11 protein-coding genes are annotated in these 12,911 nt (G+C 68.5%); 5 read left to right on the top strand and 6 right to left on the bottom strand.

What is annotated here, in order from left to right:
• The first annotated feature begins 9 nt into the window (after nt 1–9).
• Complete coding sequence (gene hemH / locus CKCBHOJB_RS07030) at nt 10–1,107, top strand: ferrochelatase (RefSeq protein ID WP_281051269.1); 1,098 nt, start codon at nt 10–12, stop codon at nt 1,105–1,107.
• Nucleotides 1,108–1,137: 30 nt separating this feature from the next.
• On the opposite strand, the gene CKCBHOJB_RS07025 is transcribed toward hemH, so the two are convergent.
• Nucleotides 1,138–2,502 carry a serine/threonine-protein kinase gene (locus tag CKCBHOJB_RS07025; protein ID WP_281051268.1) on the bottom strand — a complete coding sequence of 455 codons (1,365 nt, stop codon included), beginning with the start codon at nt 2,500–2,502 and terminating at the stop codon, nt 1,138–1,140.
• Nucleotides 2,503–2,687: 185 nt separating this feature from the next.
• On the opposite strand from CKCBHOJB_RS07025, the gene CKCBHOJB_RS07020 reads away from it, so the two are divergent.
• The 3 genes from CKCBHOJB_RS07020 to ubiG all read left to right on the top strand — a co-directional run bounded on the left by CKCBHOJB_RS07020 (nt 2,688) and on the right by ubiG (nt 5,622).
• Nucleotides 2,688–4,007 (top strand): TRZ/ATZ family hydrolase, encoded by a 1,320-nt coding sequence (locus tag CKCBHOJB_RS07020; RefSeq protein ID WP_281051267.1) that lies wholly within the window; start codon nt 2,688–2,690, stop codon nt 4,005–4,007.
• 100 nt (nt 4,008–4,107) lie between these two features.
• A complete protein-coding gene (locus CKCBHOJB_RS07015) occupies nt 4,108–4,806 on the top strand; it encodes an OmpA family protein (RefSeq protein WP_281051266.1) in 699 nt (232 codons plus the stop codon).
• Between the two features lie 111 nt (nt 4,807–4,917).
• The gene (ubiG, locus tag CKCBHOJB_RS07010) at nt 4,918–5,622 is read left to right on the top strand and encodes a bifunctional 2-polyprenyl-6-hydroxyphenol methylase/3-demethylubiquinol 3-O-methyltransferase UbiG (protein WP_281051265.1); all 705 of its coding nucleotides are present in this window, start codon (nt 4,918–4,920) and stop codon (nt 5,620–5,622) included.
• Between the two features lie 129 nt (nt 5,623–5,751).
• On the opposite strand, the gene CKCBHOJB_RS07005 is transcribed toward ubiG, so the two are convergent.
• From CKCBHOJB_RS07005 to CKCBHOJB_RS06990, 4 genes are all read right to left on the bottom strand, one after another.
• Nucleotides 5,752–6,423 (bottom strand): LUD domain-containing protein, encoded by a 672-nt coding sequence (locus tag CKCBHOJB_RS07005; RefSeq protein ID WP_281051264.1) that lies wholly within the window; start codon nt 6,421–6,423, stop codon nt 5,752–5,754.
• Between the two features lie 43 nt (nt 6,424–6,466).
• Entirely contained in the window at nt 6,467–7,906 is a 1,440-nt protein-coding gene (locus CKCBHOJB_RS07000; protein WP_281051263.1) for a LutB/LldF family L-lactate oxidation iron-sulfur protein, read from the bottom strand.
• Nucleotides 7,903–8,736, bottom strand: coding sequence for a (Fe-S)-binding protein (locus CKCBHOJB_RS06995; RefSeq protein WP_281051262.1), 834 nt, complete (start codon nt 8,734–8,736; stop codon nt 7,903–7,905). The genes CKCBHOJB_RS07000 and CKCBHOJB_RS06995 overlap by 4 nt, the downstream gene beginning before the upstream one ends.
• Nucleotides 8,737–8,845: 109 nt before the next feature.
• Complete coding sequence (locus tag CKCBHOJB_RS06990) at nt 8,846–10,549, bottom strand: L-lactate permease (RefSeq protein WP_281051261.1); 1,704 nt, start codon at nt 10,547–10,549, stop codon at nt 8,846–8,848.
• 316 nt (nt 10,550–10,865) lie between these two features.
• Here CKCBHOJB_RS06990 and CKCBHOJB_RS06985 point away from each other — a divergent pair, with 316 nt between their 5' ends.
• Complete coding sequence (locus tag CKCBHOJB_RS06985; RefSeq protein WP_281051260.1) at nt 10,866–11,636, top strand: GntR family transcriptional regulator; 771 nt, start codon at nt 10,866–10,868, stop codon at nt 11,634–11,636.
• 34 nt (nt 11,637–11,670) lie between these two features.
• Here CKCBHOJB_RS06985 and CKCBHOJB_RS06980 read toward each other — a convergent pair whose 3' ends face one another.
• A complete protein-coding gene (locus tag CKCBHOJB_RS06980) occupies nt 11,671–12,873 on the bottom strand; it encodes a lytic murein transglycosylase (RefSeq protein ID WP_281051259.1) in 1,203 nt (400 codons plus the stop codon).
• Nucleotides 12,874–12,911: the final 38 nt, after the last annotated feature.

Genomic DNA, 12,911 nt, shown 5'->3' with positions numbered 1-12,911 from the left:
AGGATTCGAATGTCTCGCTACTGGACCGAACCGCCGTTCAAGCACGGCAGCCCTGCCCGCACGGGCGTCCTCCTGGTCAACCTCGGCACGCCGGCGGCGCCGACCGCGGCCGCGCTGCGCCCCTACCTGAAGCAGTTCCTGTCCGACCCGCGCGTGGTGGAGATCCCGCGCCTGGTGTGGTGGCCGATCCTCAACGGCATCATCCTCAACACCCGCCCCGCGGCCTCGGCCAAGAAGTACGCGAGCGTGTGGATGGACGAGGGCTCGCCGCTCAAGGTCCATACCGAACGCCAGACCAAGCTGCTGGCCGGCTACCTGGCCAAGGCCGGGCACGACGACCTCGACATCGACTACGCGATGCGCTACGGCGCGCCCTCGATCCCCGACGTGCTCAATGCCATGCGCGCGCGCGGCTGCACCCGCATCCTGGTGCTGCCGCTCTACCCGCAGTATTCGGCGAGCACCTCGGCGACGGTGGTCGACGAGGTCGGCCGCTGCCTGGCGCACTGGCGCAACCAGCCCGAGATCCGCTTCGTGCGCAACTTCCACGACCACCCCGGCTACATCGCCGCACTGGTACAGAGCGTGCGCGCGCACTGGATGGTCAATGGCGAGCCCGAACGCCTGCTGCTGAGCTTCCACGGCGTGCCGCGGCGCTCGCTCGAGCTCGGCGATCCCTACCACTGCGAGTGCCACAAGACCGGCCGCCTGGTGGCCGAAGGGCTGGGCATCGAGCCCGAGCGCGTGCTGGTGACCTTCCAGTCGCGCTTCGGCAAGGCCGAGTGGCTCAAGCCCTATACCCAGCCGACGCTGGAAGCGCTGGCGGCACAGGGAATCAGGCGCGTGGACGTTATGTGCCCCGGCTTCGTCGCCGACTGCCTGGAGACGCTCGAGGAGATCGCGATGGAGTGCAAGGAGGCCTTCCTGGAAAAGGGCGGCAAGACCTTCCACTACATCCCCTGCCTGAACGAGCGCGACGCGTGGATCAACGCGCTGGTCGACATCGCCCGCGCCCACCTCGGCAACTGGCTCGACATCGCGCCAGCGAGCGAGACCGCCCGCGCCGCCACCGCCGAGCGCGCCCGCAGGCTGGGGGCGACGCAGTAGGCCCTCGCCGACCCGCGTGCCCCGCGGCACTCAGTCGCCGAGCAGCTGCATCTCCATTGCGGCGGACGCCGTCTGCTGCGCGCGCACGGCCGCCGGCCCCTGCTCGGCGAGCTGGCGCGACATCGCCGCCAGGCGGCGCACGACGACCGTGGAGATCTGCCGCCGGAAGCGCTCGAGCACTTCCTCGCTGGCGAGCGCGAGCGCGGCCGGATTGACCTCGAGGTAGCCGAGCGGCTCGAGCGACACCACCGTCACCATGTGCCTGTGGTCGATGTGGTCGAGCCAGGCCTGCACGCCGAACACCTCGCCGGGCCCGAGCTCCATGACCCGCCGCCCCTCGCAGGAGATCTCCACCCGCCCCTCGAGCACGATGCCGAAGCGCTGATCGATGTCGCCCTCGCGCATCAGCGCCACCTCGCTGTCGACGTTGCGCCACGCACAGATGCGCATGACCTCCCACAGGTCGACGTCCTCGAACTCGGTGAAGAAGGCCAGGCGCCGCAGCTTGGCGAAGCGCGCGGCGTCCGGCGGCACGTAGTGCTCGTCGAGGATCTGGTAGCGCACCGCGGCGAGATCCTTGGCGAACTCGGCACCGTTGCGGTAGCGCGAATAGAGATCCTTCTCCAGCGCCTTGCGGATCACCGCGTCCATCTGCTCGGGCACGTCGGGATTGAGCTGCGACACCGAGGGCGGATCGGCGTTGATGATCTTGTACATCAGCTGCGCCGGATTGCTGGCGCGGAACGGCAGGCGGCCGGTGAGCATGTGGAAGAGCAGCACGCCCAGCGAGTACAGGTCGGTCTTCTGGTTGAGCGGATAGCCCTTGATCTGCTCCGGACTCATGTAGGCCGGCGAGCCCACGCCCATGATGAAGGTGGAGTCGGTGTCCATCTTCTTGCTGATGTTGAGCGCGAGGCCGAAGTCGGTGATCTTCACGTTGTCCTCGTCATCGACGAGGATGTTTGCCGGCTTGATGTCGCGATGGACGATGCCCTGGCGGAAGGCATGATCGAGCGCCATGCAGCACTTGAAGACGATACCGATCGTGCGATGCACCGGCAGCAGATGCTCGAAGCTGCAGTAGCGCTCCAGCGAGCCGCCGGGAAAGTACTCCATGACCACGTAGGCCTGCTCGGGCTGGATGCTGGCGTCGAGGATGCGGATGATGTTGGGGTGATCGAGGCGCCCCGACACCACCTGCTCGGCCTTCAGCAGCTTGATCACGCGCCGGTTCCACTTCGCCTCGTCGCGGGCACGGTCGTCGAAGCGCACGTGCTTGAGCGCCACCGGCTCGGGATGGTCGGGACTCTCGGCGAGATAGACCACCGCCGTCGCCCCGCGGCCGATCTCCCTGATGATCCTGTACTTGCCGATGCGGTCGGGTCTTCCGTTCATTCGTTTCCGGGACGCGCGCAACGCCGATGCTTGACGAATGCGCTGATTGTTGCACGAACGCGCACCCGGCGGCGAGCGCCACGCGGCGCCGTCGGGGCGCGAATTGTCCGCCCCGGGCCCGCATGCTTAAATCGGGCTCCCGGCGGCGCGCGCGAGCGTGCCCGCGCCCCATCGGAGAACGCCTCTTGAGTGAAACCGTCGACCTCGTCATCCGCGCGCGCTGGATCGTTCCGGTCGAGCCCGCCGGGCTCGTGCTCGAGCACCACGCGGTCGCCGTCCGCGACGGCCGCATCGTCGACGTGCTGCCGTACGCGCAGGCCGGTGCGCGCTACGCCGCAGCCCGCACCGTCGACCTGCCCAGCCACCTGCTGATGCCGGGCATGGTGAACCTGCATGTGCACGCCGCGATGAACCTGATGCGCGGCATCGCCGACGACATGCCGCTGATGCGCTGGCTGCAGGAAGCGATCTGGCCCACCGAGGCGCGCCACGTGTCCGCGGCCTTCGTGCGCGACGGCACGCGGCTCGCCGCCGCCGAGATGCTGCGCGGCGGCGTCACCACCTGCAACGACATGTACTTCCACCCCGAGGCCGCCGCCGAAGCCTTCGCCGAGATGGGCATGCGCGCGGTCGTCGGGCTGGTGATGCTGGAGTTCCCCACACCCTTCGCCAGCGACGCCGACGACTACCTGCGCAAGGGCCTGGCCGCGCGGGACAGGTGGCAGGGACATCCGCTGATCGGTTTCTCGATCGCGCCGCACGCCCCCTACACCGTTTCCGATGCGAGCTTCGGGCGCGCGCTGGCGATCGCGGACGAGCTCTCGCTGCCCATCCATATCCATGTGCACGAGACCGCGCACGAGATCGCCGAATCGGTGGCGGCACACGGCAAGCGTCCGCTCTCCAGGCTGGCGAGCCTCGGCGTGCTCGGCGAGAATCTGATCGGGGTGCACGCCGTGCACCTCGACGACGACGACGTGGAACTGCTCGCCCGCCACGCCTGCAGCGTCGCGCACTGCCCGACCTCCAACATGAAGCTCGCCAGCGGCATCGCCCCGGTACCGAAGCTGCAGGCCGCCGGCGTGCGCGTCGGTCTCGGCACCGACGGCGCGGCGAGCAACAACCGCCTCGACCTGATGCAGGAGATGCGCCACGCCGCGCTGCTCGCCAAGGTCGGCAGCGGCGACGCCAGCGCGCTGCCGGTCCATGCCGCGCTGCGCATGGCGACCCTGGACGGCGCGCGCGCGCTCGGGATGGACGACCGCATCGGCTCGATCGAGCGCGGCAAGCTCGCCGACCTGTGCGCGGTCGACCTCGGCGCGCTCGACTGCCAGCCCTGTTTCGATCCGGTGTCGCATGTCGTCCACGTCGCCGGGCGCGAGCACGTGTCGCACGTGTGGGTAAACGGAGAAACCCGCGTGGACAAAGGCATCCCGCTGTTGCATATTAACGACAGCGAATTGCTGCGGCTCGCGTCGGTGTGGCAAACTAGGCTCCGTAATTGAACTGGATATACTGGTGCAATCCGATGCGAAGGCAGCGATCCTGCGTGTCTTCATTTCGTTCAGTGGCAATTCCGGCGACTCGCCCTTCAAAGAGGAAACCATGATCAAACAAACCAAGAAGCAGATGCTCATGCTGGCCGCCATCGCCTCGATCGGCCTGTCCGCCCCCAGCGCTTTCGCGCAGGTCAACGACGTCGTCGTTGCTGGCCAGGGTGAAATCCCGTACGTGATCGACGCCCGCAACGTCGTTGCCCGCAGCGGTACCGGCCTGTGCTGGCGCACCGGCTACTGGAGCCCGGCTGCCGCCTCGACCGCCATGGCTGGCGAGTTCCCGGTCGGTTGCGCTTGCGACTCCGACATCGTCCCGGCCGACAAGTGCACCAAGCCTGTCGCCGCCGCTGCTCCGGCTCCGAAGCCCACCGCCGACAAGGTCAAGCTCTCCGCCGACGCCCTGTTCGACTTCGACAAGGCCGTCCTGAAGCCGGAAGGCAAGACCAAGCTGAACGAACTGGCTGCCAAGGCCAAGTCGCTGAAGCTGGAAGTGATCCTCGCCGTCGGCCACACCGACCGCATCGGCTCGACCGCCTACAACCAGCGTCTGTCCGAGCGCCGCGCCGCTGCGGTCAAGACCTACCTGGTCTCGCAGGGCGTCGATGCCAACCGCGTCTACACCGAAGGCAAGGGCGAAACCCAGCCGGTCACCGGCAACAAGTGCGACAACGTCCGTGGCCGCGCCGCGCAGATCTCCTGCCTGCAGCCGGACCGTCGCGTCGAAGTGGAAGTCATCGGCTCCAAGTAATTCCGGATCCGTTCCACCAAAAGCCCTGCCTCGGCGGGGCTTTTTCATTTCTGCCGGGCAGATGCAATGCCCGAATTCCAGCGAGGGCGCGCTAGCGCTATCCTTCCAGTCATGAATACGCTCAATGCCGATCCCGCCGAACTGCAGAAGTTCAGCAACCTCGCCCACCGCTGGTGGGACCCCGCCTCCGAATTCAAACCCCTGCACGAGATCAACCCGCTGCGCCTGGGCTGGATCGACGGCAAGGCCGCGCTCGCCGGCAAGAAGGTGCTCGACGTCGGCTGCGGCGGCGGCATCCTCGCCGAGGGCATGGCTGCGCTCGGCGCCGACGTCACCGGCATCGACCTGTCGGAGAAGGCGCTCAGCGTCGCCCGCCTGCACCTGTTCGAGAGCGGCCACAAGGTGGATTACCGCCTGGTCAGCGCCGAGGCCCTCGCCGAGGAGTCGCCGGCAGCCTTCGACGTCGTGACCTGCATGGAGATGCTCGAGCACGTGCCGGACCCGGCGAGCACGGTGGCGGCCTGCGCCCGCCTGGTCAAGCCCGGCGGCCACGTCTTCCTGTCAACGCTGAACCGCAACCCCAAGTCCTACCTGTTCGCGATCATCGGCGCCGAATACCTGCTCAAGCTGCTGCCGGCGGGGACGCACGAGTACGCAAAGTTCATCAAGCCTTCCGAGCTGACGCGCTTCTGCCGCAACGCGCGGCTCGACATCCAGGACATCGTCGGCCTGAGCTACAACCCGCTGAGCCGCATCTACAGCCTCGGCCGCGATACCGACGTCAATTACATGATTCACACTCGCCGGGAAGCCTGATCCCGGCCGCGGGACGGCGCGCGCCCGTCGCCCCGAAAACGCCGCCGCCGGCAAGCCCCCGCATGGACGGGGCGCTTGCCGGCGGCGGCGTTGACCTTTCTGCCGGCGTCTGGCGCCGGCCGGTACGCGTCAGGCGTCCTCGAGGATCAGCACCAGCAGTTCCTTCGGCCCGTGGGCGCCGTAGGCCAGCGTCTGCTGGATGTCCGCCGTCTTCGATGGTCCCGACACCAGCAGCGCGTTGGTCGGCAGGCCGGCGGCCCATCGGTGCTCGTGCATGAACTCGTGGAAGTTGTCGCGGACCTCGCTCGCCTTCAGCAGCGCGATGTGGAAGGGCGGCACCAGGCTCATCAGCCGCGGCTCCTGCGGCGTGGGCCACAGCACCAGGCTGCCGGTGGCGGCGATGCCGCCCAGCGTGCCGGTGAGGCTCGCCGGGGTGTGGAAGAAGAGCTCGTCCTTCCACGCCTCCACCGGGCGGTCGTAGGCCTTCAGCCGCAGCGCGCTGCCGGTCAGCGCGAGATGGCCGGCGAACTGCTGGCCGTGCGCGGTCGCTGGCGAGATCAGCAGTTCGTCGATGTTGCGCGCCGACAGCGCCTCGACCACGCGCGCCGGCCACTCGGCGCTGGTGGTGAGCAGCGTCTCGCCGTGCACCGCCTCCAGCATCTGGCGCAGGCGTGCGATGCGCGTCTCGTCGCCGTAGCGCCACGGCTCGGTCAGCAGGCCGACGTCGTAGTCGTCGGCGACCGGCGTCGTGCCCTGCAGGCTGGCGCGCAGCTTGCCGAGGATTCGTTCTTTCGCGTTCATCCGGTGTTCGCTCCTCATTTCGCTCATTTCGCTCATTGGTCGCTCATTGATCGCCGAGATGCTCGCGGGCGAGCTCGTGCAGCGTGCGCGCGGCGGGTTTCGGCGCGCTGCGGTGTTCGGTCCACGGGCCGATGTTCGCGGGCATCAGGCCGCGCAGGCGGGTACCGGCGTACATCGCCGCGCGATACAGCCCGGGCGAGGTGTTGAGCTTGCGCCACGCCTTCCAGATCATCGTTTCCTTCTTCGAGTACTTCGCGCCCTGGCCGCGCATGTGATGAGGCTCGGCCGCGGGCGGGCGCACCGCCTCCTCGCGCAAGCGGCGCAGCAGCGACGGGATGGGGATCTTCACCGGGCACACCTCGCCGCAGGCGCCGCACATCGACGACGCCGTGGGCAGGTCGCGGGTGGTCTCCAGCCCCAGCATGTGCGGGGTGATGATCTTGCCGATCGGCCCCGGGTAGACCGTGCCATAGGCGTGGCCGCCGATGCGGGTGTAGACCGGGCAGTGGTTCATGCACGCCCCGCAGCGGATGCAGTTCAGCGTCTGGCGCAGTTCGCCGTCGGCGAAGGCCTGGCTGCGGCCATTGTCGAGCAGCACGAGATGCACTTCCTGCGGGCCGTCGAGTTCGTCCGCCTTGCGCGGGCTGGAGATCATGTTCACGTAGGTGGTGATCGCCTGGCCGGTCGCCGAGCGCGTCAGCAACGACAGCAGCGGGATCACGTCGCGCAGGTTCTCGACCACCTTCTCGATGCCGGTCACCGCGATATGCACCGGGGGCACCGTGGTCGACATGCGGCCGTTGCCCTCGTTCTCGACCAGCAGCAGGGTGCCGGTCTCGGCGATCGCGAAGTTCACGCCGGAGACGCCGATGTCGGCCTCGAAGAACTTGCGGCGCAGGGTCTCGCGGCCGATCTGGATCAGGCGATCGACGTCCTCGGTGTAATCGACGTCGAGCTTGTCGTGGAACAGCTGGGCGACCTGGCCGGCATTGAGGTGGATCGCCGGCATGATGATGTGGGCGGGCTTCTCCTCGCGCAGCTGGACGATGAATTCGCCCATGTCGGATTCGAGGCAGTCCACGCCGCGATCGCCGAGGTAATGGTTCATCTCCATTTCCTCGGACACCATCGACTTGCCCTTGATGATCTTCTTCGCCGCGTGGCGCTCGACGATGCCATGCACGATGGCGTTGGCCTCCTCGACCGTCTCCGCCCAGTGCACCCTGACGCCGTTGCGGCTCAGGTTGGCGTCGAGGCGTTCGAGCAGCTCGGGCAGCTTGGACAGCGCCCGCGCCCGCACCCGGTTGCCGAAGGCGCGCAGGCGCTCGAGCTCGTCGCCGTCGGGAAACTGGCTGCGGCGCTTGTCCATCAGGAAGTCCATCGCGCCGCGGAAGTTGCGCCGCAGCTGCGGATCGGCGAGCGCCTCGCGCGCGTTGCGCTTGAACGTGATCGGCTGCGCGGGGGTTTGTGCCGGATTGCTCATTTGGTACCTCCCTGGGCGGCGGACGAGGTCCGGCGCAGCAGGAAGCTGGCCAGGTGCTCGCCGCGCAGCGCGTCGCCCTGCTTCTCGAAGCAGCCGTTGATGTTGAGCAGGCAGCCGCAGTCGGCGCTGACCACCTCGGCCGCGCCCGAGCCCTTGAGCGCCGCGGTCTTGTCCCTGACCATCGCGCCCGAGATGTCGGGCATGCGCACGCTGAAGCTGCCGCCGAAGCCGCAGCACTCGCTCTCGTGGTCGTGATCGACGCGCTCCACCCCCGCCAGCTGCGCGAGCAGCGCACGACCGTGGAGATGGGTGTTCATCTCGCGACGGGCCGAACAGGAGGTATGCAGCGCGACCTTCACCGGCGCGCCGCCATCCTCGAGACGAACCTTGCACACTTCGAGCAGGAACTCGGCCAGCTCGAAGGTGCGCTCGGCCAGCGACTCGACCTGCTCGAGCGTTTCCGGCTCGTCCTTGAACAGCTCGAAGTAGTGATGGCGGAACATGCCCGCACAGGAGCCGGACGGCACCACCACCGGCCATTCGCCGGCGAACAGCGCCAGCTGCGCACGCGCGACCTCGCGCGCCTCGTCGGTATAGCCGGAAGTGTAGGCCGGCTGGCCGCAGCAGCTCTGCGCCTGCGGGAAATGCACCCTGACGCCCTCGCGCTCGAGCAGGCGGATCGCGTCCATGCCGGCGCCGGGGAAGAAGACATCGACCACGCAGGTCCCGAACAGATACACGTCGGCGGGCTTGGCGGGATAGGCGCGCCCGGACTCGAGCGGCGGTGCGACGCGCGTCGCATTGGCGGGTGCGGATGGCAGGTGGCTCATTCGCTTCGACTCCGTATTTCGATGTTCTTGAATGTGCGGCAGCCGCGGGATGAGCGCGGCTGCCGCAAAATGCGCGCGGGCGGGAGGGACTGCGCCTCCCGCCCGGCTCTCAGTTCGCCGCGGCGAGCAGCGGGTCGCTGACGCCGAGCACGTAGATGGCGATCATCGCGATCGTGCCGGTCATCAGCACGTAGTACACCGTCGGCCAGAAGGTCTTGCGCAGGATCGCGCCTTCGCGGCCGAGCAGGCCCACGGTCGCCGATGCGGCGACCACGTTGTGGATCGCCACCATGTTGCCGGCGGCCGCACCGATCGCCTGAATCGCAACGACCAGCGCGCCCGAGATCCCGAGCGAGGTCGCGACGCCGAACTGGAACTGGCTCAGCATCATGTTGCTGACCGTGTTCGAGCCGGCGATGAAGGCACCGAGCGCACCCACCGAAGGCGCCAGCAGCGGATAGACGTTGCCCACGCTGTCGGCCACCCACTTGGCCATCGCGATCGGCATGCTCGGCAGGTCGGCGGCGTTGACGCCGGAGTTGATCAGGATGCGCACCATCGGCACGGTGAAGAGGAGCACGAAGCCGGCGCCGAGCAGCACGCGCGAGGACTCGCCCACCGCCTTGACCAGCGAGCGGGCATGCATGCCGTGCAGGAACACGGTGATCAGCACCACCGCGACCAGGATGCCGCCGGGCAGGTAGAGCGGCTGGAAGTCGGCCTTGATGCCCTTCTCGCCGAGGATGTCGGCGAACACGATCACCACCGACTTCATCGCTCCGCCGATCTCGGGGAACACGCGACTCAGCACCAGCAGCGCACCCACCAGCACGTAGGGCAGCCAGGCGCGGAGGATGCTGATCGGCTGGTGGTGCGGCAGCTGGTCGAGCTTCATCTCGATGCTGCCCATCCACTCGCTCGGCCACTCCTTAGGATCGGCGAAGTCCCAGGTCTTCGTCGGCACCAGGAAGCCGACGCGCGCCGCCGAGGTCACGATCGCCAGGCCGACCAGGCCACCGAGCAGCGACGGAAACTCGGGTCCGAGGAACACGCCGGTGAAGGCGTAGGGCACGGTGAAGGCCAACCCGGAGAAGATCGCGAACGGCAGCACTTCGAGACCGGCCTTCCAGCTCTTGTCCTTGCCGAAGAAGCGGGTCAGCAGCATCACCATGATCAGCGGCATCACGGTGCCGACCATGGCGTGGATCATCGCCACGTTGCTGGTGATGAGCTGCAGGAAGGCTTCCCAGCTCGAGCCATTGGCGGCCAGCTGGGCGCCGATCGTGGCGGTATCCAGGCCGCTATTGACGCCGATGATGATGGGCGTGCCGACCGCGCCAAAGGATACCGGCGTGCTCTGCACCAGCATGCCGAGCAGCACCGCGGCCAGCGCCGGGAAGCCGATCGCCACCAGCAGCGGCGCGGCGATCGCCGCCGGCGTGCCGAAGCCCGAGGCGCCCTCGATGAAGCAGCCGAACAGCCAGGCGATGATGATGGCCTGGATGCGGCGGTCGGGGCTGATCGTGGCGAAGCCGGCGCGGATGGCGGTGATGCCGCCCGAGTACTTCAGCGTGTTCAGCAGCAGGATGGCGCCGAAGATGATCCACAGCACCCCGATCGTGATCACCAGCCCCTGCAGGGTCGAGGCGAGCACGCGGTTCAGGCTCATGTCCCACACCCACAGGCCGATGCCGGCGGTGAGGAAATAGACGACCGGCATCGCGCGCTTGGCGGGCCAGCGCAGGCCCACCAGCAGCACCGCCGCAAGCAGGATCGGAGAGAACGCGAGGAAGGCAAGCATACCCGGCTGCATCGCTTATGCCCCCGCTCGGTTCGCCGCACGCGCGTCGCGCACGGTCAGGCAGACAACACTCTTCATCACCACTCCCCCATTGGATCGGGATCAACCCGGATTTCGCACATAATTGGTCTTACCACTTAACCAATTTCTGCACTAGACTAGGGGAGGCAAAACGGCCTGTCAATGAAAAGAATCAGATTCATCGATGAGACCATAACCGCACATGGCCGATCGCCGCCGAGGTGCGCCGCGGACTTGTTCCGCACGCCCGAGCGGGCTAGATTCGCCCCCCTGAGTTCGTACCACGATGAAGAAGGACGCCCCTCGCATGAAACCCACGCCGCTGCAGCCGCGCCGCCTGTCCGACAGCATCGTCGAGCGCATCGAGACGCTGATCCTCGAGGGCAGCCTGCAACCGGGCGAGCGCCTGCCGGCCGAGCGCGCCCTGGCCGACGAGTTCGGCGTGTCGCGGCCGTCGGTGCGCGAGGCGATCCAGAAGCTGGTCGCGCGCGGCCTGCTGGTCAGCCGCCATGGCGGCGGCACCTTCGTCAACGCCGCCCTCGGCGCCTCGTTCCGCGACCCGATGCTGGACCTGCTCGAGCATCGTCCCGAGGCCCAGCGCGACCTGATCGAGTTCCGCCACACGCTGGAAGGCGCCTGCGCCTATTACGCCGCGCTGCGCGCCACCGAACCCGACCGCGCGCGCCTGAAGGCGGCCTTCGAGCGCGTGCAGGACTGCTATCTGCAGCAGGGCCGGATCAGCCGCGCCGAAGAAGGCCGCGTCGACGCCATGTTCCACCTCGCGATCGCCGAGGCCAGCCACAACGCGGTGCTGCTGCACACCATCCGCAGCCTGTTCGAGCTGCTCGAACACAACGTGGTGACCAACATCGGCGGCATGCTTCCGCTCGGCAGCAGCGTGCGCGACAAGTTGCTGGCGCAGCACCAGGCGCTCTACGACGCGATCGTCGGCGGACGCGCCGACGACGCCCGCCGGCACGCCTCCGAGCACCTCGATTACGTGCAGGAGGTGCTCAACGACAGCCGCGACGAGGCCAGGCGCATCGAACGCGCCCAGCGCCGACGCGAACCGGCCTGACCCGGGCGCGCGCGGCCTGCGCCCCTGGGCCGCTTCAGCGCGCGGCCGCGCGCAGGGCCTGCAGCGCGCGCTGGCCGGCGCGGCCGTCGGCCTCCAGCCCCAGCTTCGCCTGCTCGAGCTTGAGCGCGTCGCGGGTGCGCGCGCCGATCATGCCGTCGGCCTCGCCGATGTCGTGTCCGCGCGCGATCAGCAGTTGCTGCAGCTCGCGCCGCTCGGCACGCGACAGGCCGGGATCATCGGTGGGCCACGGGGCGGCGAAGGGCGCGCCACCGCGCAGGCGATCGGAAAGATGGGCGATCGCCAGACCGTAGCTCTCGGCGGCGTTGTACGAGTACAGCGCATCGAAATTGCGGGTGACCAGGAAAGCCGGACCGTCCTTGCCCGCGGGCAGCAGCAGGCCGGCCGGCGTCGCCGCCGCCGGCAACGCCCGTCCATCGACGCGCTCGACGCCGCGCGCAGCCCACTCCGACACCGGGCGCTTGTTGCGCCGACCGGCGTCCGCAGGCGCCGCCCCCGCCGCCAGGCGAACCTCGAACCCCCAGGGCAGATCACTGTTCCAGCCGGCGCGCTTGAGGAAGTTGGCGGTCGAGGCGAGCGCGTCCGGCACGCTGTCGACCAGGTCGCGCCGGCCGTCGCCGTCGAAATCCACCGCCAGGCGCATGAAGGTCGATGGCATGAACTGGGTGTGGCCGAAGGCGCCCGCCCACGAACCGGTCAGGCGCTCGGGGGCGACGTGGCCCTCCTGGACGATCTTCAGCGTGGTGAAGAACTCGCCGCGGAAGAAGCTCTGGCGGCGGCCGAAGCAGGACAGCGTGGACAGCGAGCTCAGCAGCGGACGGCTGCCGAAGTTGCGCCCGTAGTTGCTCTCCACGCCCCACACCGCCACTACCGTCTCCGCGTCGACGCCATAGCGGCGCTCCACCTCGGCGAGCACGTCCTTCCACTGCGCCAGCATCGCGCGCCCGTCGCTCACACGCTCCTCGTCCACCAGCGCGGCGAGGTAGTCCCAGATCGGGGTGACGAACTCGGGCTGGGCGTCGAGGAAGCCGATCACCGCCATGTCGGGCGCGAGCTGCGCGGTGTAGGTATCGAAGGTCTCGGCACGCACCCCCTGGGCGGCGGCCTCGCCACGCAGCCCGGCGAGGCAGGCCGCGAACGCGGCCTCGTCGGCCGTGGCGGGAAGGGACAGGGACGAGACCGCGACGGCGGCAGCGAGCACGAAGGGACGTGGAGACATGGGCGTTCCGGTGTTCGATGGTGATCGGGCGCGCCAGT

This window comes from Thauera sp. GDN1 (genome assembly GCF_029223545.1).
GTDB lineage: Bacteria > Pseudomonadota > Gammaproteobacteria > Burkholderiales > Rhodocyclaceae > Thauera.
This window is presented reverse-complemented; position numbering and strand designations above follow the sequence as displayed.

What these genes read in the sequence shown, in the direction of transcription:
- CKCBHOJB_RS06995 (WP_281051262.1), bottom strand. Translation starts at nt 8,736, where the DNA reads ATGAGCCACCTGCCATCCGCACCCGCCAATGCGACGCGCGTCGCACCG.
- CKCBHOJB_RS07000 (WP_281051263.1), bottom strand. Translation starts at nt 7,906, where the DNA reads ATGAGCAATCCGGCACAAACCCCCGCGCAGCCGATCACGTTCAAGCGC.
- CKCBHOJB_RS06990 (WP_281051261.1), bottom strand. Translation starts at nt 10,549, where the DNA reads ATGCAGCCGGGTATGCTTGCCTTCCTCGCGTTCTCTCCGATCCTGCTT.
- CKCBHOJB_RS07005 (WP_281051264.1), bottom strand. Translation starts at nt 6,423, where the DNA reads ATGAACGCGAAAGAACGAATCCTCGGCAAGCTGCGCGCCAGCCTGCAG.
- CKCBHOJB_RS07015 (WP_281051266.1), top strand. Translation starts at nt 4,108, where the DNA reads ATGATCAAACAAACCAAGAAGCAGATGCTCATGCTGGCCGCCATCGCC.
- hemH (WP_281051269.1), top strand. Translation starts at nt 10, where the DNA reads ATGTCTCGCTACTGGACCGAACCGCCGTTCAAGCACGGCAGCCCTGCC.
- CKCBHOJB_RS06980 (WP_281051259.1), bottom strand. Translation starts at nt 12,873, where the DNA reads ATGTCTCCACGTCCCTTCGTGCTCGCTGCCGCCGTCGCGGTCTCGTCC.
- ubiG (WP_281051265.1), top strand. Translation starts at nt 4,918, where the DNA reads ATGAATACGCTCAATGCCGATCCCGCCGAACTGCAGAAGTTCAGCAAC.
- CKCBHOJB_RS07025 (WP_281051268.1), bottom strand. Translation starts at nt 2,502, where the DNA reads ATGAACGGAAGACCCGACCGCATCGGCAAGTACAGGATCATCAGGGAG.
- CKCBHOJB_RS06985 (WP_281051260.1), top strand. Translation starts at nt 10,866, where the DNA reads ATGAAACCCACGCCGCTGCAGCCGCGCCGCCTGTCCGACAGCATCGTC.